The sequence below is a fragment of the Acidobacteriota bacterium genome (assembly GCA_040756905.1).
Classification (GTDB): Bacteria; Acidobacteriota; Aminicenantia; order JBFLYD01; family JBFLYD01; genus JBFLYD01.
Genome location: JBFLYD010000044.1, coordinates 34,753 through 57,031 on the forward strand (window position 1 = coordinate 34,753; position 22,279 = coordinate 57,031).

General features: G+C 34.7%; 24 protein-coding genes. 8 read left to right on the plus strand and 16 right to left on the minus strand.

What is annotated here, in order from left to right:
- Nucleotides 1–9: 9 nt before the first annotated feature.
- Nucleotides 10–663: an endonuclease V gene (locus AB1410_07565; protein ID MEW6456550.1), complete on the minus strand. Its 654-nt coding sequence runs from the start codon at nucleotides 661–663 to the stop codon at nucleotides 10–12.
- Between the two features lie 336 nt (nucleotides 664–999).
- On the opposite strand from AB1410_07565, the gene AB1410_07570 reads away from it, so the two are divergent.
- Genes AB1410_07570 through AB1410_07605 form a run of 8 tightly spaced genes read left to right on the plus strand, consistent with a single transcriptional unit; the run spans nucleotide 1,000 to nucleotide 6,792 of the window.
- Nucleotides 1,000–1,521 carry a DUF177 domain-containing protein gene (locus AB1410_07570; protein MEW6456551.1) on the plus strand — a complete coding sequence of 174 codons (522 nt, stop codon included), beginning with the start codon at nucleotides 1,000–1,002 and terminating at the stop codon, nucleotides 1,519–1,521.
- Between the two features lie 10 nt (nucleotides 1,522–1,531).
- On the plus strand, nucleotides 1,532–1,714 hold the full coding sequence (gene rpmF / locus AB1410_07575; GenBank protein ID MEW6456552.1) for a 50S ribosomal protein L32: 183 nt from the start codon (nucleotides 1,532–1,534) through the stop codon (nucleotides 1,712–1,714).
- A gap of 11 nt (nucleotides 1,715–1,725) precedes the next feature.
- Entirely contained in the window at nucleotides 1,726–2,736 is a 1,011-nt protein-coding gene (gene plsX, locus AB1410_07580) for a phosphate acyltransferase PlsX (protein MEW6456553.1), read from the plus strand.
- A gap of 2 nt (nucleotides 2,737–2,738) precedes the next feature.
- Nucleotides 2,739–3,482, plus strand: coding sequence for a 3-oxoacyl-[acyl-carrier-protein] reductase (gene fabG / locus AB1410_07585; GenBank protein MEW6456554.1), 744 nt, complete (start codon nucleotides 2,739–2,741; stop codon nucleotides 3,480–3,482).
- Nucleotides 3,483–3,507: 25 nt separating this feature from the next.
- On the plus strand, nucleotides 3,508–3,750 hold the full coding sequence (gene acpP / locus AB1410_07590) for an acyl carrier protein (GenBank protein MEW6456555.1): 243 nt from the start codon (nucleotides 3,508–3,510) through the stop codon (nucleotides 3,748–3,750).
- Nucleotides 3,751–3,768: 18 nt separating this feature from the next.
- The gene (gene fabF / locus AB1410_07595) at nucleotides 3,769–5,031 is read left to right on the plus strand and encodes a beta-ketoacyl-ACP synthase II (protein ID MEW6456556.1); all 1,263 of its coding nucleotides are present in this window, start codon (nucleotides 3,769–3,771) and stop codon (nucleotides 5,029–5,031) included.
- A gap of 1 nt (nucleotide 5,032) precedes the next feature.
- Entirely contained in the window at nucleotides 5,033–5,815 is a 783-nt protein-coding gene (locus AB1410_07600; protein MEW6456557.1) for an electron transfer flavoprotein subunit beta/FixA family protein, read from the plus strand.
- A 17-nt stretch (nucleotides 5,816–5,832) separates the two neighbouring features.
- A complete protein-coding gene (locus AB1410_07605; GenBank protein MEW6456558.1) occupies nucleotides 5,833–6,792 on the plus strand; it encodes an electron transfer flavoprotein subunit alpha/FixB family protein in 960 nt (319 codons plus the stop codon).
- Between the two features lies 1 nt (nucleotide 6,793).
- Here the strand turns inward: AB1410_07605 and AB1410_07610 are convergent, their stop codons facing one another.
- From AB1410_07610 to AB1410_07680, 15 genes are all read right to left on the minus strand, one after another.
- A complete protein-coding gene (locus tag AB1410_07610) occupies nucleotides 6,794–8,368 on the minus strand; it encodes a 4Fe-4S dicluster domain-containing protein (GenBank protein ID MEW6456559.1) in 1,575 nt (524 codons plus the stop codon).
- Complete coding sequence (locus AB1410_07615; GenBank protein MEW6456560.1) at nucleotides 8,349–9,233, minus strand: DUF362 domain-containing protein; 885 nt, start codon at nucleotides 9,231–9,233, stop codon at nucleotides 8,349–8,351. The genes AB1410_07610 and AB1410_07615 overlap by 20 nt, the downstream gene beginning before the upstream one ends.
- A gap of 3 nt (nucleotides 9,234–9,236) precedes the next feature.
- Complete coding sequence (locus AB1410_07620) at nucleotides 9,237–10,394, minus strand: N-acetylmuramoyl-L-alanine amidase (protein ID MEW6456561.1); 1,158 nt, start codon at nucleotides 10,392–10,394, stop codon at nucleotides 9,237–9,239.
- A 189-nt stretch (nucleotides 10,395–10,583) separates the two neighbouring features.
- The gene (locus tag AB1410_07625) at nucleotides 10,584–10,955 is read right to left on the minus strand and encodes a VanZ family protein (GenBank protein ID MEW6456562.1); all 372 of its coding nucleotides are present in this window, start codon (nucleotides 10,953–10,955) and stop codon (nucleotides 10,584–10,586) included.
- Nucleotides 10,955–11,131, minus strand: a complete 177-nt coding sequence (locus AB1410_07630; GenBank protein MEW6456563.1) for a hypothetical protein — start codon at nucleotides 11,129–11,131, stop codon at nucleotides 10,955–10,957. The genes AB1410_07625 and AB1410_07630 overlap by 1 nt, the downstream gene beginning before the upstream one ends.
- On the minus strand, nucleotides 11,128–11,490 hold the full coding sequence (locus AB1410_07635) for a DUF6677 family protein (GenBank protein MEW6456564.1): 363 nt from the start codon (nucleotides 11,488–11,490) through the stop codon (nucleotides 11,128–11,130). Before AB1410_07635 ends, AB1410_07630 begins: the two co-directional genes overlap by 4 nt.
- A gap of 98 nt (nucleotides 11,491–11,588) precedes the next feature.
- Nucleotides 11,589–13,169 carry an FMN-binding glutamate synthase family protein gene (locus AB1410_07640; GenBank protein MEW6456565.1) on the minus strand — a complete coding sequence of 527 codons (1,581 nt, stop codon included), beginning with the start codon at nucleotides 13,167–13,169 and terminating at the stop codon, nucleotides 11,589–11,591.
- Nucleotides 13,170–13,244: 75 nt separating this feature from the next.
- Nucleotides 13,245–13,940 (minus strand): 2Fe-2S iron-sulfur cluster-binding protein, encoded by a 696-nt coding sequence (locus tag AB1410_07645; GenBank protein ID MEW6456566.1) that lies wholly within the window; start codon nucleotides 13,938–13,940, stop codon nucleotides 13,245–13,247.
- Between the two features lie 9 nt (nucleotides 13,941–13,949).
- Nucleotides 13,950–15,812: an NADH-quinone oxidoreductase subunit NuoF gene (gene nuoF, locus AB1410_07650; GenBank protein ID MEW6456567.1), complete on the minus strand. Its 1,863-nt coding sequence runs from the start codon at nucleotides 15,810–15,812 to the stop codon at nucleotides 13,950–13,952.
- A gap of 2 nt (nucleotides 15,813–15,814) precedes the next feature.
- Nucleotides 15,815–16,279 (minus strand): NAD(P)H-dependent oxidoreductase subunit E, encoded by a 465-nt coding sequence (locus tag AB1410_07655; protein ID MEW6456568.1) that lies wholly within the window; start codon nucleotides 16,277–16,279, stop codon nucleotides 15,815–15,817.
- A gap of 100 nt (nucleotides 16,280–16,379) precedes the next feature.
- Nucleotides 16,380–16,856: a hypothetical protein gene (locus AB1410_07660; GenBank protein MEW6456569.1), complete on the minus strand. Its 477-nt coding sequence runs from the start codon at nucleotides 16,854–16,856 to the stop codon at nucleotides 16,380–16,382.
- A gap of 262 nt (nucleotides 16,857–17,118) precedes the next feature.
- Complete coding sequence (locus AB1410_07665; GenBank protein ID MEW6456570.1) at nucleotides 17,119–17,298, minus strand: hypothetical protein; 180 nt, start codon at nucleotides 17,296–17,298, stop codon at nucleotides 17,119–17,121.
- A 381-nt stretch (nucleotides 17,299–17,679) separates the two neighbouring features.
- Nucleotides 17,680–19,035, minus strand: coding sequence for a sigma-54 dependent transcriptional regulator (locus tag AB1410_07670; protein ID MEW6456571.1), 1,356 nt, complete (start codon nucleotides 19,033–19,035; stop codon nucleotides 17,680–17,682).
- Nucleotides 19,028–20,758, minus strand: coding sequence for an ATP-binding protein (locus AB1410_07675; GenBank protein ID MEW6456572.1), 1,731 nt, complete (start codon nucleotides 20,756–20,758; stop codon nucleotides 19,028–19,030). Before AB1410_07675 ends, AB1410_07670 begins: the two co-directional genes overlap by 8 nt.
- 254 nt (nucleotides 20,759–21,012) lie before the next feature.
- Nucleotides 21,013–22,272: a Glu/Leu/Phe/Val dehydrogenase gene (locus AB1410_07680; protein ID MEW6456573.1), complete on the minus strand. Its 1,260-nt coding sequence runs from the start codon at nucleotides 22,270–22,272 to the stop codon at nucleotides 21,013–21,015.
- Nucleotides 22,273–22,279: the final 7 nt, after the last annotated feature.

The window sequence follows — 22,279 nt, forward strand, 5'->3', positions numbered from 1 at the left end:
GTCAAGGCATTAAAGATTCAAATTTTTACCTATAGTATGGGCAAATCTTAAAGGTTCTGGAATCCTGAATCTTGAAACTTTCAGGATAATCTCGATGCTTTCCTCAAAGTTTATCAAATGGCCAGGTGAGATATAAACAGGCTTTACATTTTCTCGTGTTCTTAAGGAAACACCCACTATTTCTTCTTTTTTATTTTTCATATATTTAAATGCCCCTATATAGTTTTCTGGAATTTCTGTGGGATAGAAAGGTTTCTTTGCGCATCCAATCGTAGGAATGTTTAAAAGAATCCCCATATGGGATGCAATTCCAATTTTTCTCGGATGCGCAATTCCATTTCCATCTACTATAAGTAAATCCGGTAAAATATGGAGTTTTTTAAATGCATTAAGTAAACATGGTATTTCTCTAAAGGAAAGTAGGCCGGGAATGTAAGGAAATGAAATAGGCTGAGTGGAGGTTTTGAATTCCACCATTTTCAGAGTGTCTAAATTTAAAATAGCAATTATCCCTATAGATTTATTATGTTTACTGTAGCTAACATCAGCTCCCCCAACATGCTCAATTTTTCTTTTAAATTTGACAATCTTTACCCTTGGAGCCAATTTTTCCTGGACTTCTATAGCATCTTTATAGCTTTTAGGAATTATAAATTCTTCCATCAATTTTAAAAAAATTATATAAATTTTATGTTAAGCACGTAAAGTTTTATTGAAGAAGAATTTAGTTTATCTTTTATGGGCAGGAAGGGTGGCCAAGAAAACCGTCACGAATGCGGAGCGGGCATGGTTTTCCCGAGACTTTAGGCTCGGGAAAGAGCGGAGCATGAGTGCCGAGCTGTAATTTTCCTCGCTGGGGAAAATACAGCGTGTTTTCGGGTCACCCTTGCTGCCCAAATTATTTACCACCATAAAACTTTACGTGCTTCAGCAATTCTACTTTGCTTGACAATTTATGCGAATTAATATAAATTTATTAAGATCTAAAGGTAACATTAAATGAGAGTTAATATATTGGATATTCCCAATGAGGGGTTGGAGATTGTACAAGAATTTAAATTTGAAGATTTCATGCTTCTTGAAAAAAATTCTTATTTTCTTGGACCAGCCCAGGTTAAAATAAAAATAACAAAGAAAGCTGAAAAAGCTATAATAGAAGGACAGATTTTTACTCAAATATCTTTGATATGTAGTAGATGTCTTTCTGATTATACAATGGAAATAAATTCTTCATTTAATCTGGTTTATTACCCAATGGAACAATTTTTGAGCGAAGAACTGAAAGAAAAGGAATTGAGAGAAAAAGATCTAGAATCATTATATTACAGAAATAATGAGTTAAATATAGATTCCATCATTTTAGAACAGATAAACCTTTCAATTCCTCTAAAGCCAATATGTAGTGAAAATTGTAAAGGATTATGCGAAATATGTGGGGTTAACTTAAACATCAAGTCATGTGGGTGTGAATTGAAAGCTAAAAATCATTTTTTTGATAAGATTAAATTAAACATTAAATAGAGAGGAGATAATGGCAAACCCTAAAAGACGTCATTCTCATTCAAGAAAAGGAAAAAGAAGAAGCCATGATCATTTAAAGATACCATCCTTTTCTATCTGCCCCCATTGTGGAACCCCAAAACTTCCTCATCGGGTTTGTCCTTCCTGTGGATTTTATAAAGGAAGACAGACAATCGAAGGTGAGGAGGAATAATTTAATTTAAAATGAAAATTGCTTTGGATGCAATGGGAGGAGATAGAGCACCTTCTGCAATCATTGAAGGTGCTGTAAAAGCTTCCCGTGAATTGAACGTAGATATAATTCTTGTGGGTGTGGAAGATATTATTAAAGAGGAATTGAAGCGACTTAATGATAGAAGTTCAAAGATTGAAATAGTTCATTCTCCTGAAGTTATAAAAATGGAGGAAAGTGTGTTTCAAGCATTAAGGCTTAAAAAAAGTTCTTCGATTAAAAAAGCCGTTCAACTTGTTAAAGAGGGAAATGCTAATGGTGTGGTAAGCGCTGGAAATACAGGAGCTGTAATGGCTCTTTCAAAAGCTATCCTCGGACCGGTCGAAGGAGTTGAGAGGCCTGCTCTTGCTATTATAGTTCCAACTTTAAAGGGGTTCTCGATACTGATGGATGTAGGAGCAAATGTGGATTGTAAGCCAAGACATTTAAAACAGTTTGCATTGATGGGAAAAATTTTCATGGAACAGATTTTTGGAAAGGAAAACCCTAAAATTGGCCTTGTAAACATTGGCGAGGAAGAGGGGAAAGGAAATGAGCTTATTAAAGAAACTTTTAAAGAACTGAGAAATTCGAATTTGAATTTTATCGGGAATATAGAAGGAAGAGCTATATATCAAGGAGTTGCAGATGTTATTATCAGTGATGGGTTCACTGGAAATGTTGCTCTCAAAGTTACTGAAGGAGTTGTAGAAGTGCTTTTCTCGATGTTAAAAGGAGAGGTGAGCAGAAACCTTATTGCAAAATTAGGGTTTTTGTTGATGAACAGAGCCCTAAAGAAATTTAAGAAAAAAGTAGATTATTCAGAATACGGAGGGGGGCTTTTGCTAGGTATAAATGGAGTGGCTGTTATTGGTCATGGAAGATCCGGTCCTGAAGCGATAAAAAATGCAATAAGAGTGGCAAAGAATTTTATTTATAGAAAGGTGCAGGAAAGAATCAGTTTTGAAATACTTAAACTCAAAGAAGATTTTAGAAAGATTTAGTGATGAGGTTTAAAGAAAAGGTAAGTATAGTTACGGGCGCTGCTCAGGGAATTGGAAAAGAGATAGCTGTTTCACTGGCACAAGAAGGTGCATCATTGGCTCTTGTTGATATGAATCGCCATAAACTTTTTGAGACCGTTGAGGAAATCAAAAAAATGAATGGAGATGCGGAAGCATTTGTTACTGATGTATCGAAAAAAGAAGAGGTGGAAAAAACTGTGAATGAAATTGAGCAGAAATTTAATAAAATCGATCATCTTGTAAATAATGCTGGAATTACAAAGGATAACCTTTTACTGAGAATGAGCGAAGATGAATGGGATAAAGTTCTGGATGTGAATTTAAAAGGAACCTTTCTGTTTACTAAAAGTGTTTTAAAATATATGTTAAAAAACAGATATGGAAAGATAGTTAGCATATCTTCAGTTGTGGGGATAATAGGAAATGCCGGTCAGGCAAATTATTCTGCTTCGAAAGCAGGAATAATAGGGTTTTCCCGATCTTTAGCCAGAGAGGTCTCCTCTAAAGGAATAAATGTAAATGTAGTCGCACCTGGGTATATAGAGACAGAGATGACAAAATCCCTGCCTGATTCGATTAAAGAAACATTTTTTAATTTGATTCCAATGAAAAGGTTTGGAACCCCTAAAGAAGTCGCAAATGTGGTTCTTTTTCTTCTTTCCGATGAATCGATATACATTAATGGTGAGGTTATTCATGTGAATGGTGGACTTTTTATGGGATAGATCAAATCATTTTTAGGAGGAATAAATGGATAGGAATGAAATTTTTTCTAAAGTAAAAGAAGTGATCGTTGAAAAATTGAAAGTTAAAGAAGAACAGGTAACAGAAGATGCTTCATTTATAGATGATCTGGGAGCAGATTCTCTCGACACAGTGGAACTTGTCATGGCTCTTGAGGATCACTTCAAAATGAGCATTCCTGATGAAGAAGCAGAAAAACTCACAACAGTTGGAAAAGCTGTAGATTACATACATAAGCACATACAATAATCTACAAATATAAAATTAATGAGTTCCCAATTCGGGGAGAAAAGAAGAGTTGTAATTACGGGTATTGGTTTAGTTTCTCCCTTAGGTATTGGAAAAGAGGAGAATTGGAAAAACATCCTTGAAGGAAAAAGTGGAATTGGGTTAATTACAAAGTTTGATGCCTCCGAGTTTAGAACACGGATTGCTGGTGAAATAAAAGGATTTGATCCATTAAAATTCATTGAAGAAAAAGAGATTGGTAGGATAGATCCCTTTATACAATATGCATTGGCTGCAGCCCATCTCGCAATAGAAGATTCTGGTATAAAATTGCCTTTTGAAAATCCTGAAAGAGTAGGTGTTTATGCTGGTTCAGGAATAGGAGGTTTGAAGTCAATTGAAGATACACATCGGGAGTATCTTGAAAAAGGACCTAAGAGGATATCTCCATTTTTTATAACTTCTGTTGTTATCAATTTAGCTGCAGGCCAGATCTCAATAAAATATGGGGCAAAAGGACCTAACTCTGCAACTTCAACTGCCTGTTCAACGAGTTCTCATTCAATAGGTGATTCCTTTAAAATAATTCAGAGAGGAGAAGCTGACATAATGATTGCAGGAGGCTCAGAAGCTCCTATCACTCCATTAGGGCTTGGAGGTTTTTCTTCAATGAGAGCTCTATCCACAAGAAATGATGAACCAGAGAGAGCATCAAGACCTTTTGATAGATATAGAGATGGGTTTGTAATGGGAGAGGGAGCAGGGATATTAATTTTAGAGGAGTTGAATAGTGCTTTAAAAAGAAATGCTAATATCTATGCAGAAATTATCGGATACGGAATGTCTGGAGATGCATTTCATATTACAGCACCCTGTTCTGATGCCGATGGAGCTATTAGAGTTATGGTTAACACTATAAAAGATGCAGGAATTTCACCGGATTTGATAGATTATATAAATGCCCATGGAACTTCTACTCCTTTGAATGATAAGCTTGAGACCCTTGCAATTAAAAAAGTTTTTGGAGGTAGGGCGTATAAGATTGCAATTTCTTCCACAAAGTCAATGTCAGGTCATCTTTTAGGAGCAGCAGGAGCACTGGAAGCTGGAATAACAGCAATGGCAATAAAAGAGGAGATATTGCCTCCCACGATAAATCTTACCAATCATGACCCTGATTGCGACCTCGATTATGTTCCAAATGTTTCAAGAAAGATGAAAATATACGCAGCGATCTCCAATTCGTTTGGCTTTGGTGGAACGAATGCCTCACTGTTATTTAAAAAATTTGAAGGAGGTTAGATTGGAAATTTTAGTATTTATAAAACAGGTTCCAGATACAGAAACCAGGATCAGGATATCTGAAGATAAAAAATCCATCGTAGAAGAAGATTTAGCTTTTATACTGAACCCTTACGATGAATTTGCCATTGAAGAAGCCTTAAGGATTAGGGAAGCAAGAGGCGGAAAGGTCACAGCAGTCTCTGTGGGAAAAGAAAAAGTTACCACAGTATTGAAGAAAGCTTTGGCAATGGGAGTGGATGAGGCGATTTTAATAAAGGATGAAGCTGGAGAAACTTACGATGGATTCAGAATTGCAAAGATAATTTCTGAATTTATAAGAAAAGAGTTTCCTGTTTATGGTCTTTTGTTTTTTGGAAAACAGGCAATTGGAAGCGATAATGCAGTTATTCCCAGTATGGTGGGAGAATTTCTGACTATCCCCTCGATTACGGTTGTTACTAAATTAACGGTTGAGAATGGAAAAGGAAAAGTCCACAGAGAGATTGAAGGAGCGACAGAGGTTGTTGAATTTTCGCTTCCTGCAATAATTTCTGCTCAAAAAGGATTGAATGAACCAAGATATGAAACTTTGAAGGGAATAATGGCTGCAAAGAAGAAGGAAATCAAGATTTTTACTCTTGAAGGGTTAGGACTTAAAGAAGAAGATTTAAGCCCGTCGATTGAGATTTCGAAAATTGATTACCCTCCTCCAAGAAAAGAGGGTAGGATAATTGACGGAACACCCGAGGAAGCAGTGAAAAAGCTTGTTGAACTTCTAAGAAATGAAGCAAAGGTAATTTAATGAAATAGGGAGATAAAATGATATTAGTATTTATAGAACAAAGGGAAGGAAGGATAAAAAAATCCTCAATCGAAGTTTTGTCGAAGTCAATCAGATTAAAAAGAGGAGAAGTTAATTCAATAATTATTGGAAATAATTTGAAAGATTCCATCAATGATTTAAAAAAATTTTGTGAAAAAATTTATGTTTATGATGATCCTTTTTTTGAAAAATATTCTTCTTTATATTCTGACATAATTGTAGATTTAGCGAAGAGATTAACCCCAGAAGCAATTTTCTTTTCAGCCACATCTTTGGGAAAGGATTTAGCTCCAAGAGTTGCAGCTAATTTGAATGTATCGATTGCGTCAGATTGCATAGAGATAAAATGGGAAAGCGATATTCTTTATATAAAGAGGCCGATTTACGCAGGAAAAGCTTTTGCCTTAGTTAATTTCTTAAAAAAACCTTATATTGCTACTTTAAGGCCCAATGTTTTCTCCATCGATTTTAATGGAGATAAAAATGCTGAAATAATAGAAGAAAAGTATGAATTAAAAAAAGAAATAAACAGTAAGGTTATCGAAATTCTAAGAGGAGGAGGAACAGCTCTTGATATAACAGAAGCACAGGCCATTGTATCTGGAGGAAGGGGAATGAAAACTCCTGAAAATTTTTCCCTTCTCAAAGAATTAGCTTCAATTATCCCGAATTGCGCTGTTGGTGCCTCAAGAGCAGCTGTGGATGCAGGATGGATAGACCATCAACATCAGGTTGGGCAGACAGGAAAAGTTGTATCTCCTGATTTATACATGGCCTTTGGAATTTCTGGGTCTATTCAGCATCTTGCCGGTATGTCCTCTTCTAAAGTGATTGTGGCAGTGAATAAAGACCCTGAAGCACCAATTTTTAAAGTAGCAGATTATGGAATTGTTGGAGATTTGTTTGAAGTAGTACCTCTTTTAAAAGAAGAGTTGAAAAAACTTTTATCTCAATAAATTAAAGAAGCATAACATTTTTTTCTGAGCGTGTTTCTCCAACACTTGTTATTCTAATTGCTGCAAGGTCTCTAACAGGACACTTATATTCACATATTCCACATCCAATACATTCTTCAGGGATTACAACCGGAACCTTCATGATTTTTTTTCCATCCTTTGTGGTTACTTCTTCTTCGACCATTTTTATTGCCTTGGGAGAGGTAGGACAGTGTTCCTCACATACAATACAATTTATTCCAAATGAGAAAGGAAGGCATCTGTCTTTATCCACAAAAGCTGTTCCGATATGAATTTTCTTTTTCTTTTCCATTGTAATTTTTTCAATCGCATCTGTGGGACATACCTGGGAGCAGAGATAACAGTTATACTCACAGTATCCTATTTTGGGAACAAGTTTTGGAGTCCATAGAGTTTCAAAACCTCCTTCGAATAAGGAAGGGTGCAATCCATTCGTAGGACAAACTTTTATGCACTCACTACATTTTATGCATTTTTTTACAAATTCTTCCTCCTTAACTGCTCCGGGAGGTCTGATTAGCGAAGGGTCAGCGTTTTTTACCGCAGATGAAATTTTGAAAAATGGAGCTAAAACAACACCTGCCATTCCTGTAAATATTAATTTCCTTTTCTCAAAATTAACTGTTTTGTTTAGAGCAGGCTTGGATTCAAGGGGGAATGTAATGCCAGAATAAGGGCAAACTTTTGCGCACGTAAAACAGAATATACATTCTGAGGCTTTCCATTTGTTTTCTGGAAAAGGAGTTGCCTCGGTTGGACATCTAATGTTACATAATTTGCATTCATTACATTTACTTCGGTCTAATTTTAATTTCAAAAATGAAAAATTTCCGAATATTCCCAGCAGTGCACCGAGCGGGCATAGGGCTCTGCACCAGAATCTATCTTTTAAAGAATTCAAAAATATAATCACCAAAAAAATCAACCCGATAAACAATCCCTGATCGAAATTTAAATCCATATAGTAAGATTCCATGAACTGGGAGATTCTATCACCGAGTTCAACGAAAAGATTCATGTTTATTGAGTAGAAAATAAATATAACTGAATCGAGTATCTTCCCTGCTACAGGAAATACAGAGTTTGTAAATGATCTGTAAAGGAGAGAGAATGGGTCTATGATACCGAAAAGATTCACTGAGAAAATTGAAAATATCAAAAAGGCTATAAGTAAATAATATTTCCACAGGAGTCTGCTCTCTTTATCCTTTAACTGTATAAATATTTTTGCTTTTCTGAAAATAAATGAAAATAGCTGGAGCAAAGAACCTAATGGACATATCCATCCACAGAAAAACCTTCCGAATAGAATTGTTATCATCAATGTTATCAGTGAGAAATAAAAAGCTTTTAATAAAATGTGAGAAGATACCAGATTTACTAATGGTATTAAAGGGTCAAATTTAAAAAATATATTTACCGGTGCAGAAAGAACATCTTTCTCTGGATATTTTGTTATAAGAATAAGATAAAAAAAAATAAAGAAGAATATGAATTGGGTTATTATTCTTAAAAGCTCAATTATTATATATTTTTCAGATCTTTGATTTTTCAATTTTTAATTTTGAAAGGTCTACCTCACCATTCTTTCTTTTCTCGGCAATTCTTAAAAATCCAAGTTCTCTATAAGTTTTTCCGAAGAGTGTAGCTCCATAGGAATCAACTGCAACATAATCCCTGCCTGCTATGATTGTCTTCTTTATCTGGACATCAGAAAGGCTCCCACCAGTTGGACCATTTCTTACCATAATTCTCCAGGCATCGATAACTGAAAGGCTGGGCTTAAAGAAATCTGCAAGGTCATTAACTACTCCATCAATCTGTTGATGGAGTCTATTCCTCTCGCCACCGATAGCTCCGAGCCAGTTTTTCATTCCGAGCGTGAGAACAGCTAAGCTGTGATGTTTTGCTACAGGGACATTAATGATTTTATCTACTTCAACAAAATTTACGAGAACATCCCATTCTTTCAAATATTCTCCATTAATTGAGACTCTTTTTATTCTTCTCAAATTTGGAAGAGGAACCTCAGCTCCTGCTTCTTTTGCTGCTTTCTCAATCCCTGACCTTATGTATGTTTTCTTTGCGTTATCGCACGGATTGTCAAGAACCATGACTTTTCTTGCTCCTGCTTCATATGCCATTTCAACCAATGCTTTTACAACCTCTGGATTTGTGTTTGCTCCCTGTTCAGGAATTCTATCCCATCCGATGTTTGGTTTTACTATTACCTTATCTCCTCGAGATATAAATTTCTTCATCCCCCCTATCTTTTCTATTGCTTTTTTTGTTCCTATATAAGGAGATTCTGATTGTACCACTGCCAAGTCAGGCAAAGTTTGAGAATGAATAATTTCGGGGAAAAATTTTAGAACAACCCCACCAGCAATAATAGAGTTTAAAAATTTTCTCCTTTCCATTTTTTAAACCTTTCCGAGGGATTTTAAATATTCTAATATGCCGTTATAGATTCCTGAAGCTATTTTTTCTCTTTCAGAAGGCTTTCTTAGAAGGGCTGCATCTCTTGCATTACTTAAATAAGCAACTTCAACGAGAATTGAAGGCATTTCAGCTCCAATCAACACATAGAATGGAGCCTGTTTTAATCCTTTTGGAACAGGAAATGCGTTATTCTCCATACTTTTATGTATCATTTTTGCTAATCCCTGAGATTCGCTCAGTTTACTGTTAAGGATGATTTTTTTCAGGATGTTTTCCAGTTCTCCTATGGATTTTGTTGAAACTGCATTTTCTCTCGCAGCCACATCTATGGCATCAGGGTCAGTTGTAAAATTTAATGTGTAAATTTCAAACCCATTTCTATTTTTATTTCTTGAGGAATTAGCATGGATTGAAATAAATAAATCCGCCTTTTCTGAGTTTGCTTTTGCAGTTCTTTCCTCCAGCGGAATGAAATTATCTTTGTTTCTTGTGATTATTACATCAATGTCAAGATTTTTTTCGATTAATTTTTTGATTTTTAGTGCTATATCAAGGACAATCTCTTTTTCTTTCAATCCAAATAAGCCAATAGCACCAGGGTCGTGTCCACCATGCCCTGGATCGATAACTATTTTTTTAACTCCTAAGCCAAGCTGTCTTGCCATGGAATACTCTTTTTTTTCTGTAGGAGAAGGGATGGAAGGAATTGATGGCCTTGTAAATTCTTCTCCAAATATGTCGATAATGATTCGAAATGGATTTTGAAGAGAAAAGATATTATATTTCTGGATTTCTTTGAATTCTAATACAACTCTTACTATGTTTCTTCTAAATTGGGCTATTCTTATTTCCTTAAGATAACCTTTGTTTATTATGAACCTATCTGGTATATTTGCCAATCTGGAATTCAGGATATCAAAATAAATTCTTGTTCTACCTTTTTCAATGAGTTTCTGTTCATTGAATTTTACTGGCTTATTCACATCCACGACCACTCTTGTGTAGTCCTCACTTGAAAAATATCTTATGTTGTGAACGATTGCGATATCTTTTAAAGAATAAACTGGAAAAGTAGACAACAAAAAAAATAAGATTAATGTTGGGTAAGTTAAATACCTTTTATAATTTTTTTGAGACATGAACTTAAGGAGTTTAATATAACAAAAAAATTGTCAAATGAGAATAATTTTATTCGTGACGGTTTTCAGGAACCTTCGGTTTCTCCGCCACCCTTCCTGCTCACTCTTATGTATTTATTATTGTAGCTTACTTTTTAATTAAATAATCGTCGATATATCGCTCAGAAGATGGTTGCCCTCTTAATTTAATTACAATTTATTTTTGTGAAAATAGGATAAAGCACTTAAAAATATAATGGATCCGAATAGATTAAATACTATATCTTTAATTGAGGCTTCACGGCCTGGAACAAAACTTTGAATGATTTCATTAAGAATTCCAAATAAAAATGAAATAAAAATTGTCACAGCAGCGTTTCTTTTCAGACTTTCCTTAGGATTTCTTGAGATAGAAAGAAATAAAAGGACTCCCAAAATCCCGTATTCAATGAAATGAAGAAGATAATCAGGGAAGTATCTTGTTATATCAAGCGGAGCCTTTGTTTTTGTAGAAGAATAAATAATTAAAGAAGCATAAAGAGCAGTTATAAGTCTTATGTATATTAATTTTGATTGGAACATTAAAAAGGGAATGGATACATTATCCAGGCAAAAATTATCCCTCCTAAAATTAAAGAGAGAAAAAGGATTATTCCGAATTTTATTCGTTCTCTTCCTTCTTTTCTAATTAAAGAAAGAACTATTGAGGTTAGGGCAGCGTATATAATCATTGTAAAAAGATGACTTTTAAGAATCATTTTTTCTTTCCTTTTGCTATATCATATGCATTCAATGCAACAAGGTAATTTAGAAGACCTGAACCAGCTATGTAAGCAGTTCCATAATCGAATGTTACAGCCCTTTGGTTTCCTTCGCCGGTTCCCATTGCGCTGAAGATTATGTATAAAATTCCGTTCCCTAAATCAGAAAAAAAAGCAAGAAGACCTAACAAATTCTCAACTTTTGATTTAAAAAATTTACCTTCCATTGTGAGGCCGAGTAAGAACATAGAAACTATACATAAAAAGAAAATAACTGCTCTTACATATTTTTTCTGGATTAAATGCCCCAATCCTGGAACAAGCCATCCTGAAAAGAAAATAAAATATGCATTCATTATGAAACTCAAATATTAAAGCAAATCATCAAATTCGTCAATTCATTTTTCAGAAATATTGCTTTTTTTAATATGACTAAATTTAAATTGAGGTAGCATCAACTGTTGAGGATTTTTTCTACTTCTTCTTTGTCTGTATCCATTATATAAGAAATTCCACTTATCTCTGCTGCTTCCTTTGTTATAGCTGCTATGTCATCTCTTGTTATGTAATTCAGAGAGAATTTTCTGTTTCCTGCCATAAGCTGTTTTAGTCCCTGTTCTATTCTTTTTAAATAAGTGTAGAGACCTAATGCTCCAGTCGGGACCTTATCAAAATCCTTTCCCAGTTCTTTTTTAAGTTCAGGAGCAGTTACAAATATTTCTTCTGCAGTTTCTCCAAATCTTTCTACATAAACTGGAATATCTCCCTCAATGATTCTCTTTCCTATTGTCTTTCCAACCATTGCTGCTGCCAAAGGTCCTCTTGCCATACCAACTAATTTAAAATAAGGAGCTCCAAGAGCCAATCCTTTATAAATTTGGTCTTCGAGAATAAATCCTCCAGCAACCCCTAAATCAGGAACATACTCTCCTTTTTTAGCAAGCTTATCTGCATATGAATAGAGTAATGAATGCAATTCAACAACTGGAACTCCCCATTCGTTCATCATCCTCCATGGGCTCATTCCTGTCCCGCCACCAGCTCCATCCACGGTTAGAAGGTCAACTTTTGCTTTTGATGCAAATTTTATAGCTCTTGCTAAATCAGAAGGGCGGTATGCTCCTGTCTTAAGAAATACATATTTTGCTCCTGCTTTTCTCAATTCCTCTACTCTTGAAAGAAATCCCTCTTCAGTAACCATACCAACCCTTGAATGTCTTTCAAATTCTTTAAAAACCCCCTTGTTAAATGCTTCTATAACTGTTGGGTCTTCAGGGTCAGGGAGAACAACATATCCTCTTTTTTTAAGAAGCTGGGCTTTTTGAAGGTTTTTTATCTTTACTTCTCCTCCGATATCTTTCGCACCCTGGCCCCATTTTAATTCCACTGCCTCGACCCCAAGTTTCTGAATTACATATTCATGAACTCCAAGCCGAGTATCCTCAACATTTGCCTGAACAATTATTGCTCCATATCCGTTTTGCTGCCACTCTTTATATAATTTAATTCTCCATGAAAGCTCTGGCGCTTCTACTACTTTTCCATTCTCAATCTTTGAATTATCATCCATTCCTGTAACGTTTTCGCCAATAGTAAGAGGAATTCCCGCTAATGCTGCTCCTATGGCAAGTCCTTCCCAGTTGTTTTTGGCCACTGCAGTTGAGCCAAGGCCAGGAATAATTACAGGAAGCTTAACCTTTATTTTTTTATCTTTTCCAATTTTCCTTTCCAGGTTTACGTTCGGAAAAATTGCTCTATCACTGTCAGCTTCGATTCCATGGGCACCAATAACAGTCCCCAGAATTGTAAAATGAGAGTAATCAACAGGATAAATTTTTTCTGATGCTGTTGTAATTATACCGAATGGCTGAGGGTATATTACTTCAGGACCTCTGTAAGCTGATTTTCCAATTTCGCACATTCCGATGCATCCATCGACACAGGTAACGCACATTCCGCTTATAGATACTATAGAACCTTCTGTTCTATTCTTTGTTAATGTTGCTGCTGTAGCATTAATTCTTGATAATGACATTTTTCCTCCTAATTAATTTTCATTTTTAAATTTTTAATAAAATCTATGTATAGAATGTAAGTCCTTTTAAAAAACTCATTTTCTTAACTTTTCAGGTGTTTCCCTTACACAGGTTCCGCAATCTCCAGTAGGACCCATGAAACACATCAAATCTTCATAATAGTCAGTGCAGGTTGGGGATATAGTTAAACATGAACCACAGACATCCTCTTCAAGTTCGGTTCCTAAGCATCTCATCTGACATGCAGGACAGATATACATGCAGGCGCCACATCTTCTGCAAACTTCAGATTTCATGTCAAAAGGAGTTGTTATTCTACGATTATACCCTCTCTGAACAAAGCCGATTGCCTTTGCATCCATCTGTTCAGCGCATATTCTTACGCACAGTCCGCAGAGAGTACAATCATCATTGCGAATCTTAAATCTGACTTTTGTAACTCCAAATTTAGAGGCTAAATCCTGTATTGTTTTTGAAGTGGAACAGATTGAAAGTAACAATTCAATCATCATTTTTCGTGCTCTAATAACTCTTTTTGAATTAGTTCTTATGTTCAATCCATCTTCAGCTGGGTAAGTGCATGAGGAAACAAGTTTTGATTTATTGTTTTCTTGAATTTCAACAAGACATAGTCTACATCCACCATAAGGCGTGAGTCCTTCATAATAACATAAGGTAGGAATTTCAATTCCTAAGAAATTTGCTGCCTCTAAAATTGTTGCTCCTTTATCTACTTCCTGATCAATTCCATCTATTCTAATTAATGGCATTTCTCCCTCTTACTCAATGTATACGGCATCAAATTTACATACTTCCATACAGATTCCACATTTTATGCACTTTAATCGGTCAATCTCATGGGCAACCTTTTTCTCTCCAGAGATTGCCTCTTCAGGGCAGTTTCTTTGGCATACTCCACATCCATGACCTTGCAAAACACAAATATCTTTATCTATGTAATAACGAATCAAAGGTTTACAAACACCCGCAGGACATTTTTTATCTATAATATGAGCTTGGTATTCTTCTCTGAAATAACGAAGTGTACTCAGTACAGGATTTGGAGCTGTTTGACCAAGCCCACACATGGAAGCATCTTTTACTATCTCTGACAATTCCTCCAATAATTCCAAATCCTCTTCGGTTCCTTTCCCTTCCGTTATTTTATCCAAAATTTCCCACATTCTCTGAGTTCCTTCTCTACAGGAAAGACATTTTCCGCAAGATTCATCTCGAAGAAAATTCATGAAATATTTAGCAACATCAACCATACATGTATTCTCATCCATTACAATCATTCCACCCGAACCCATCATTGAACCTGCTTCGGTTAATTTTTCAAAGTCAATTGGAAGATTGAGCAATTCACTGGGTATGCATCCTCCAGAAGGTCCTCCTGTTTGGACTGCTTTAAATTTTTTCCCACCTGGAATTCCTCCTCCAATGTCATATATTATTTCTTGTAATGTGATTCCCATTGGAACTTCCACTAACCCTGTATTATTTATCTTCCCAACTAAGGAAAATATTTTAGTGCCCTTAGAGGTTTCTGTGCCTATTTTGGAATACCAGTTTGAGCCGTTAATTATAATGAACGGAACATTTGCCCAGGTTTCAACATTGTTTATATTTGTAGGTTTCCCCCATAATCCCTTTATTGCCGGATACGGAGGTCTTTGTCTCGGCTCTCCTATTCTTCCTTCAATAGAGGAAATGAGAGCAGTTTCTTCTCCACTTACAAAAGCGCCAGCTCCTCTTACTATTTTTATGTCGAAATTAAAACCCGTTCCCATAATACTTTCGCCCAAAAAGCCATATTTTTTAGCCTGAGCAATTGCAAGAGTGGCGTTTTTTACTGCTAAAGGATATTCATGTCTTACATAAATGAATCCTTCTTTTGCTCCGATTGCATAAGCTCCTATCAACATTCCTTCAATTACACTATGAGGGTTGCCTTCTAAAAGACTTCGGTCCATATAAGCCCCAGGGTCTCCTTCATCACAATTGCAGATCAGGTATTTGGTATTGCCATTGCTGTTTTTTTTGCAAATCTCCCATTTTTTCCCTGTTAAAAACCCAGCTCCGCCCCTTCCTCTTAATCCTGACTTCTTAATTTCTTCTATGATTTCATCCTGATTCATCATTTGCAAAGCTTTCTTAAATGCTTCATAACCGTTGATTGCGATGTAGTCTTCGATCTTAGTTGGATCAATAAATCCGTTGTTTCCAAAAATGATTCTTTTCTGTTTTTGATAGAAGGGAACTTTGTCATCATAGATTATTTTTTCTTTTGTTAAAGGATCTTCATACAATAAATGCTCTACAATTTCTTTATTTTTAATTGTTTTTGAGAGTATTTCATCTACATCTTCACTTTTAACTCTTTGGTAGAATACTCCATCTGGCTGAATTACTAATATTGGACCTCTTTCACAAAATCCATGACATCCAGTGGCTCTTATGTCAACATCAAGATTCATCTCCTTTGCCCTCTCTTTAAAAGCTTCTGTAACTTTTTCACAGCCATAAGCGTGACAGCCAGTTCCATTGCATATAGTAATAGTCTGTTTGAGTGAATTTCTTTTATTCATTATTCTTTTTCTTAATTTCTCAAGATCTTCAAAATTTTTTATCTTCCTCATTTTCAAGCTCCCCTCAATTTTTTAATCAAAGGATTGACCTTCGATTTGGTCATCTGTCCATGGTAATCATTGTTTACAATAACAATGGGACCCAATGCACATGCGCCAACACAGTTAACAGATTCAAGAGAGAACATCATATCATTTGCTATTTCACCTGATTTTATCTGCAGTCTTCTTTCAAATTCCTCTAATACTCCAAGGGCTCCTCGAACGTGACAGGCTGTGCCAAGACACACTGTAACATGATATTTCCCAATCGGATGAAGTCTGAACCAGCGATAAAATGTAGCAATTTGGTATATATTTATGAGTGGGATTTTGAGTTGGTTTGAAATCTCAATCAAAGCTTCTTGGGGGAGATATTTATATTGGTCTTGAACATCCTGCAATATCGCAATTAAAAGACTTTTTTCATTTTTATATTTTTTTAGAATCGATTTACATTCTTTTAAATTAACTTCCATTATGAGTGCCTCCTAAAAATATTTGTAAAGTTATTAATCCTGAAATATTAAATAAAAAAGATAGTCTTTCTCCTCTTTTTTTATTTTGATTTGCATTTAATTATCCTTCCCGAGTCCAAATTTTTATAGGAGGAGTTTCTATAGAAGTTACCATTGCTCCATAGCCTTTCCTTTCTATAATCTCTCTGTCATTAACAATATGAATATCTAAAAAGTGGCCCATTTCTTCGCATCTATCGCCCATGAAATTTTTATAGTGCTCTAACATTTTTTTATCCAATTTTTTTATGGCTTGCTGGAGTTTTTCTTTTCCATTATTTATATGGATTATCATGTCAATATCTGATGTAAATGATGCTCTGTCCTCTAAAACAGTGCCATAAATATAAGCAGCCTTAATACAACTGTTAACAGTATTATTCAAATAGGAAACTATTTGTTTGGCTAAAGCATATCTGAATGAACTATGAGTTTTTTTATCTCCCTGGTGAAGTGACGTCAGAATCAGATTTCTGCCCTGCTTTGTCTTTTCCACACAGAAACTCAAGGCATTATCAAACATCATTTTTATAGTCATACTCATTTAAATAATTTAACGCATGAATCTTTGTTACATCTTACTTGATTTGCTCTCACCTCAATCCTCTTCCCAGAGGGGAGAGGGATGGTAAGGGGCCAGTAATGCATCAGAATTAAATGTGTTTGTATTATTAAAAAAGAAAGCCCCCTCAGTGCCTTCCTGATTAAAAGGATCTTTAGCTGCTTAGATGACCTGGAAAACAGCCATTGAAAGACGCCTTTTCTTATCAGAGAAATTTTGGCATCAAGGGGGCATATATTCATTTTTTATTTCTCAATTCCTCTTTTTTTATTTGAATATGTTCTTGATAAACTTCACATTTAAGATAATCTTTACAGGTGCAATATCTCTCTTTTTCTGATCGACTGGGAACAATTATTTTTTTCTCAAATACCTTGCAATATCTCATCACTGTTTCTTCATAGAAAGGGCACTTCATTTTTATTTCCATCCATTATTTTTAAAGCAAATTTAGTGCCAATCATTATTTTGACAAAATAAGTTAAATTAAAATATTGTAATTGATTGAATTTTAAGGATTTGTAATTAATAAAATTTTTTGATAGGGATTTATAGAATTATTAAGAGAAGTTGATTTGTATTAAATATGTTTAATATTTATACATTAAATCTATTCTTCTAAAAAGAAGAGTACAAATTATGGAAAAAGAAGAGTCTGTTTCAAATTGACTAAGGCTCTAAGGGGACGGGAATGCATCAGAATTAAATGCGTTTGAATTAGTAGAAGTGGAATGAGTAAAGGTGTGGATCTTTAAAGATTAGTTGTTCTGATAATAACTGTATAATTATTATACATATTTTATTTTTTTAATTTATATTTTTTAATTTTATTGTAAAGAGTTAATCTTTCTACCCCTAAAATCCTCGCACTTTTGCTGATATTCCAGTTATTTTCATTTAAAATATTGGATATATAATCTTTTTCAATTTCGTTTAATGATTTTTTTAAAGAGGGCATATTAGATTCCATTTTTGTTTTTTCAATTATTGTCGGAGGAAGATCTTCGGGTTTAATAATTTTATCCTTGCATAAGATAACCAATCTCTCAATCATATTTTCTAATTCTCGGATATTCCCTGGCCATTCATATTCCATTAGTAAATTCATTGCAGCAGGAGATATCGACTTTTTATCTCTACCCGATTCAAGACTATATTTAGTCAAGAAATGATCGACAAGAAGAGGTATATCTTCTTTTCTTTCTTTCAATTCAGGGAGGTATATGGGAATAACATTTAAACGATAAAATAAATCTTCTCTGAAAGTGCCATTTTTTACTGCTTCTTCTAAATTTTTATTACTCGAGGTAATAATGCGAATATCTATTTTTATTAATTCTGAGCCACCAACTCTTCTAAATTCTCTTTCTTGTAGAACCCTTAACAGATGTATTTGTGTCTCAAGACTCATATCACCTATTTCGTCAAGAAATAATGTTCCACCATTGGCGAGCTCAAAACGTCCTTTTTTTGTATAAATAGCCCCTGTAAAAGCCCCTTTCTCATGGCCAAACAATTCACTTTCCAGGAGTTCTCTTGGGATAGCTGCACAATTGGCTGCGATAAAAGGTTTATTCCAGCGCTGGCTTTTTTGGTGAATTGCTCTTGCAATTACCTCTTTCCCAGTGCCACTCGCTCCTTGAATCAGCACAGTAGCGTTGCTATCAGCTATATTTTCAACTAACTCTAAAATTTTCTTCATCTGATGACTTTTTCCAACAATATTTTTTAGACTATACCTATCTTCTAACTGTTGTCGTAACTGAATATTTTCAGCTTCTAATTGTTGATATTTAACTATTGTTTTTACTGTCAACTCAATTTCGTCTAAGGAAAATGGTTTAATTAAATAATTATATGCTCCTTCCCTCATAGCTTTTATGGCTGTTTCTATTGTGGCATAGGCTGTCATAATTATTACTGCCACCCCTGGATTTATTTTTTTGATAGCCTGGAGAACTTCAAGGCCATCTTTTCCAGGCATCTTAAGGTCTATAAAGGCTACATTGAAGGATTCTAATCTGATTTTTTCAATGGCATCTTTTCCATTTGCTGCAACAATAACATTGTATCCCTTTTCTTTTAACCAATCTGACATGGTGTTTCGCATGATAGCTTCATCATCTGCAATTAATATATTAACCTTTTTATTCATTTATATTTTCTCTCTTGAGAGGTAGTTTAATAATAAAGGTTGTTCCTTTATTTACTTCACTCTGGACTTCAATACTCCCATCGTGCTCATCTATGATTCCGTAGACAACCGATAATCCTAAACCTGTTCCTTTTCCTTGGGGCTTAGAACTGAAAAAGGGGTCAAAAAGGTAGGGTAAATTCTCTTGGGGGATTCCATATCCTGTATCAACAATTCCAATTTCAATGGTATTTCTTTTTTGATTATACTTAGAAAAAATCTTTAATTCTCCTCCTTTCGGCATAGCTTCCATAGAGTTTAAAATTATATTCATTAAAGCTTGATGAATTTGATGAGCATCAGCAAATATTTGAGGTAGATTATGTTCTAATTCTTTAAATATAATGATATTCTGAATCGAAGCCTGAGGTTCAATAAGAGCGATTAATTCTTGTATAACTGTATTAACATCCATTAGGGCAGGATTAATCTTGGGAGGTCTTGAAAATGCGAGAAAATCACGGACAATTTTTATGCATCGATTTAATTCTTGCTCAGAAGCTTTCAAATACTTAATCGAATCAATATAATCTTTTGGTTTGGGGTTAGACTTGTTAATCTTTGTGGAAATCAATTTCAAACAATTTGAGATTCCGCTGAGGGGATTATTTATTTCATGGGCTACCCCTGCAGCCAATTGTCCCACTGCCGCTAATTTCTCTGACCTTATAAGCTTTTCCTGTTGCTTTTTGATCTCCTGATCATGTCGCCTCAACATCTTAACAATTCTTTTTGAAACAAATATGGTAAAGTTAATAATAGCCACAATTGTTATAAAATTAATTAGTAAAAATATATTTCTTAAGTGGTAAATTGTCTTGAATGCTTCTGATCTATCCTGCTCAACCATCAGACACCATTCCATGTTAGGTATCCAGTAGTAAGCTCCTAAAACAATTTTATTTCTATAATCAACATACTCACCCACACCGGATCTACCTTTTTTGCATTCTTGGGTTCCTTTAGTTGATATTTTCTTTTTTAAAATATAGCCTGGTTCAAATTTTGATTCGGTAAGAAAAAATCCATCTTTGTTAACCAAATAACTCTCACCAGTTTTACCTATTTCAATGTCTTGCATTAATTTGTGAATAGACTCTAATTTGATTCTTTCAGCTAATACACCCATTATTTCATTTTTAAAATTTCTAATCGGTGTTGCAACAATCATAGTTGGTTTATTAATGCTTGGGGATGAGTAAACATTTGTATTGAAAGTTTTTCCATTTAAGACTTCATGAAAATAATTTATTTCTCCAATAATATCTTTAGTTTTTCCAGTAGTGATAAGCATCTGCCCCTTTCTATTTAATATAAAAATTTCATTGTAACAACCATATTTGTTTTTTACAAATTGAAGATGTGCTTTTAGATTAACATAGTTTTTTTGGTTAATATCTATGTTGGGATATGGATTTTTTATATCATTAAAAAATTTTATTACTTCAGATGAGCGGGCAAAGACTTCAGCATCAGCATGGCGTTCGAACAGCCATTTCTGTATTGCGATACCTTTATTTTTAGCTATTTCAAAAAGATGAGTGGAAATAATATTATGGAGAGAATTTCTAAAACTGTAGTAGGAAACTAAAGAAATCGTAAGTAATGGAGTTAGAGATAGAAATAGAAATAGAATAATGAAAGACTTTTCAAGAGCTCTATATCTATCCTTTTCTGTTCTCATTTCATTAATTATTGTTTAATATTTATACACTATAATTATTCGCTGATTTCAGTAAATTGTCAATTTAATAAATTTAAACCATATTATTCGGGGCAACAAAATTCTATAAGTTTCCTCTTTTTCTAAAAGAATTCTCTTAAGCGGAAATTTATGAAGTTGGGGAGAGGATTAAAGCTTGCCCCATACTTGATACGGGGGTGAGGGATCATACTGAGAATGTAATAAAACTTTTTGCGTTTGTATTAATCTATTTTTTAGACCCAGCCTCTTAACTTCATTGCCTCTGCAACTCTTTCTATTGCCACTACATATGCTGCCATTCTATGGTGCACTTTATATTTTTTAGATGTTTCGAGAGTATCATGGAAGGCTTTTGTCATTTTTTTGTCTAATTTCTCGTGAACTTCTTCCTCAGTCCAATAATATCCGTATAAATTTTGAACCCATTCAAAGTAAGAAACTGTTACTCCTCCAGCATTACATAGAAAGTCAGGAATTACAAATACACCTTTTTTATATAGAATTTCATCAGCATCAGGAGTTGTAGGGCCATTTGCTAATTCAGCAGAAATTTTGGCTTTTACATTAGGAGCATTTCCCCCTGTTATTTGATTTTCAAGCGCTGCAGGGAAGAGTATATCCACATCTAATTCAAGAATCGCTTCATTTGATATTGGTTTTGTTTTTGGGAAATTGATAACTGAGCCTGTTTTTTTCTTAAAGTTATTTACTTCTTCGGGATCAAGACCATCTGGATTGAAGATTCCCCCTTTTGAATCACTTACAGCGACTACTTTAGAACCGAACATTTCTTCTACTAATTTTGCTGCATAATATCCAGCATTACCATATCCTTGAATCGCAACAGTTGCTTTTTTTAAATCAAGACCTAAAACTTTGGCAGCCTCTCTAACAGTATACATTCCTCCTCTTGCAGTAGCATCGCCTCTTCCAGCTGATCCTCCTAAAGCAACAGGTTTTCCTGTAATTACTCCAGGAGCACTATGTCCAACAATTTTGCTGTATTCATCCATCATCCAAGCCATAATTTGAGGATTAGTATAAACATCAGGTGCAGGTATATCTTTTTCTGGACCAATAAATGTTCCAATGGCACGAATATAACCCCGACTTAATCTTTCCAATTCGCCTTCTGACATTTCTTTTGGATTACAAATAACCCCTCCTTTTCCTCCTCCATAAGGGAGGTCTACCATGGCTGTTTTCCAGGTCATCCATGCAGCCAAAGCCTTAACTGTATCGATGGTTTCATCAGGATGGAATCGAATTCCACCTTTAGTTGGTCCTTTGGCATCATTGTATTGGACTCGGAATCCTCTGAAAACTTTTACTGTTCCATCATCCATCTTAATGGGGATGGAAACATGAAGTTCTCGCATAGGTTCGCGTAGCATCGCATGCACCCCAGGATCCAACTTAATGATTTTTGCAGCCTCATCCAATTGGGCTTGAGCCACCGCAAATGGATTAAGAGACTCTTTGTTTTTATTCATAATAAAT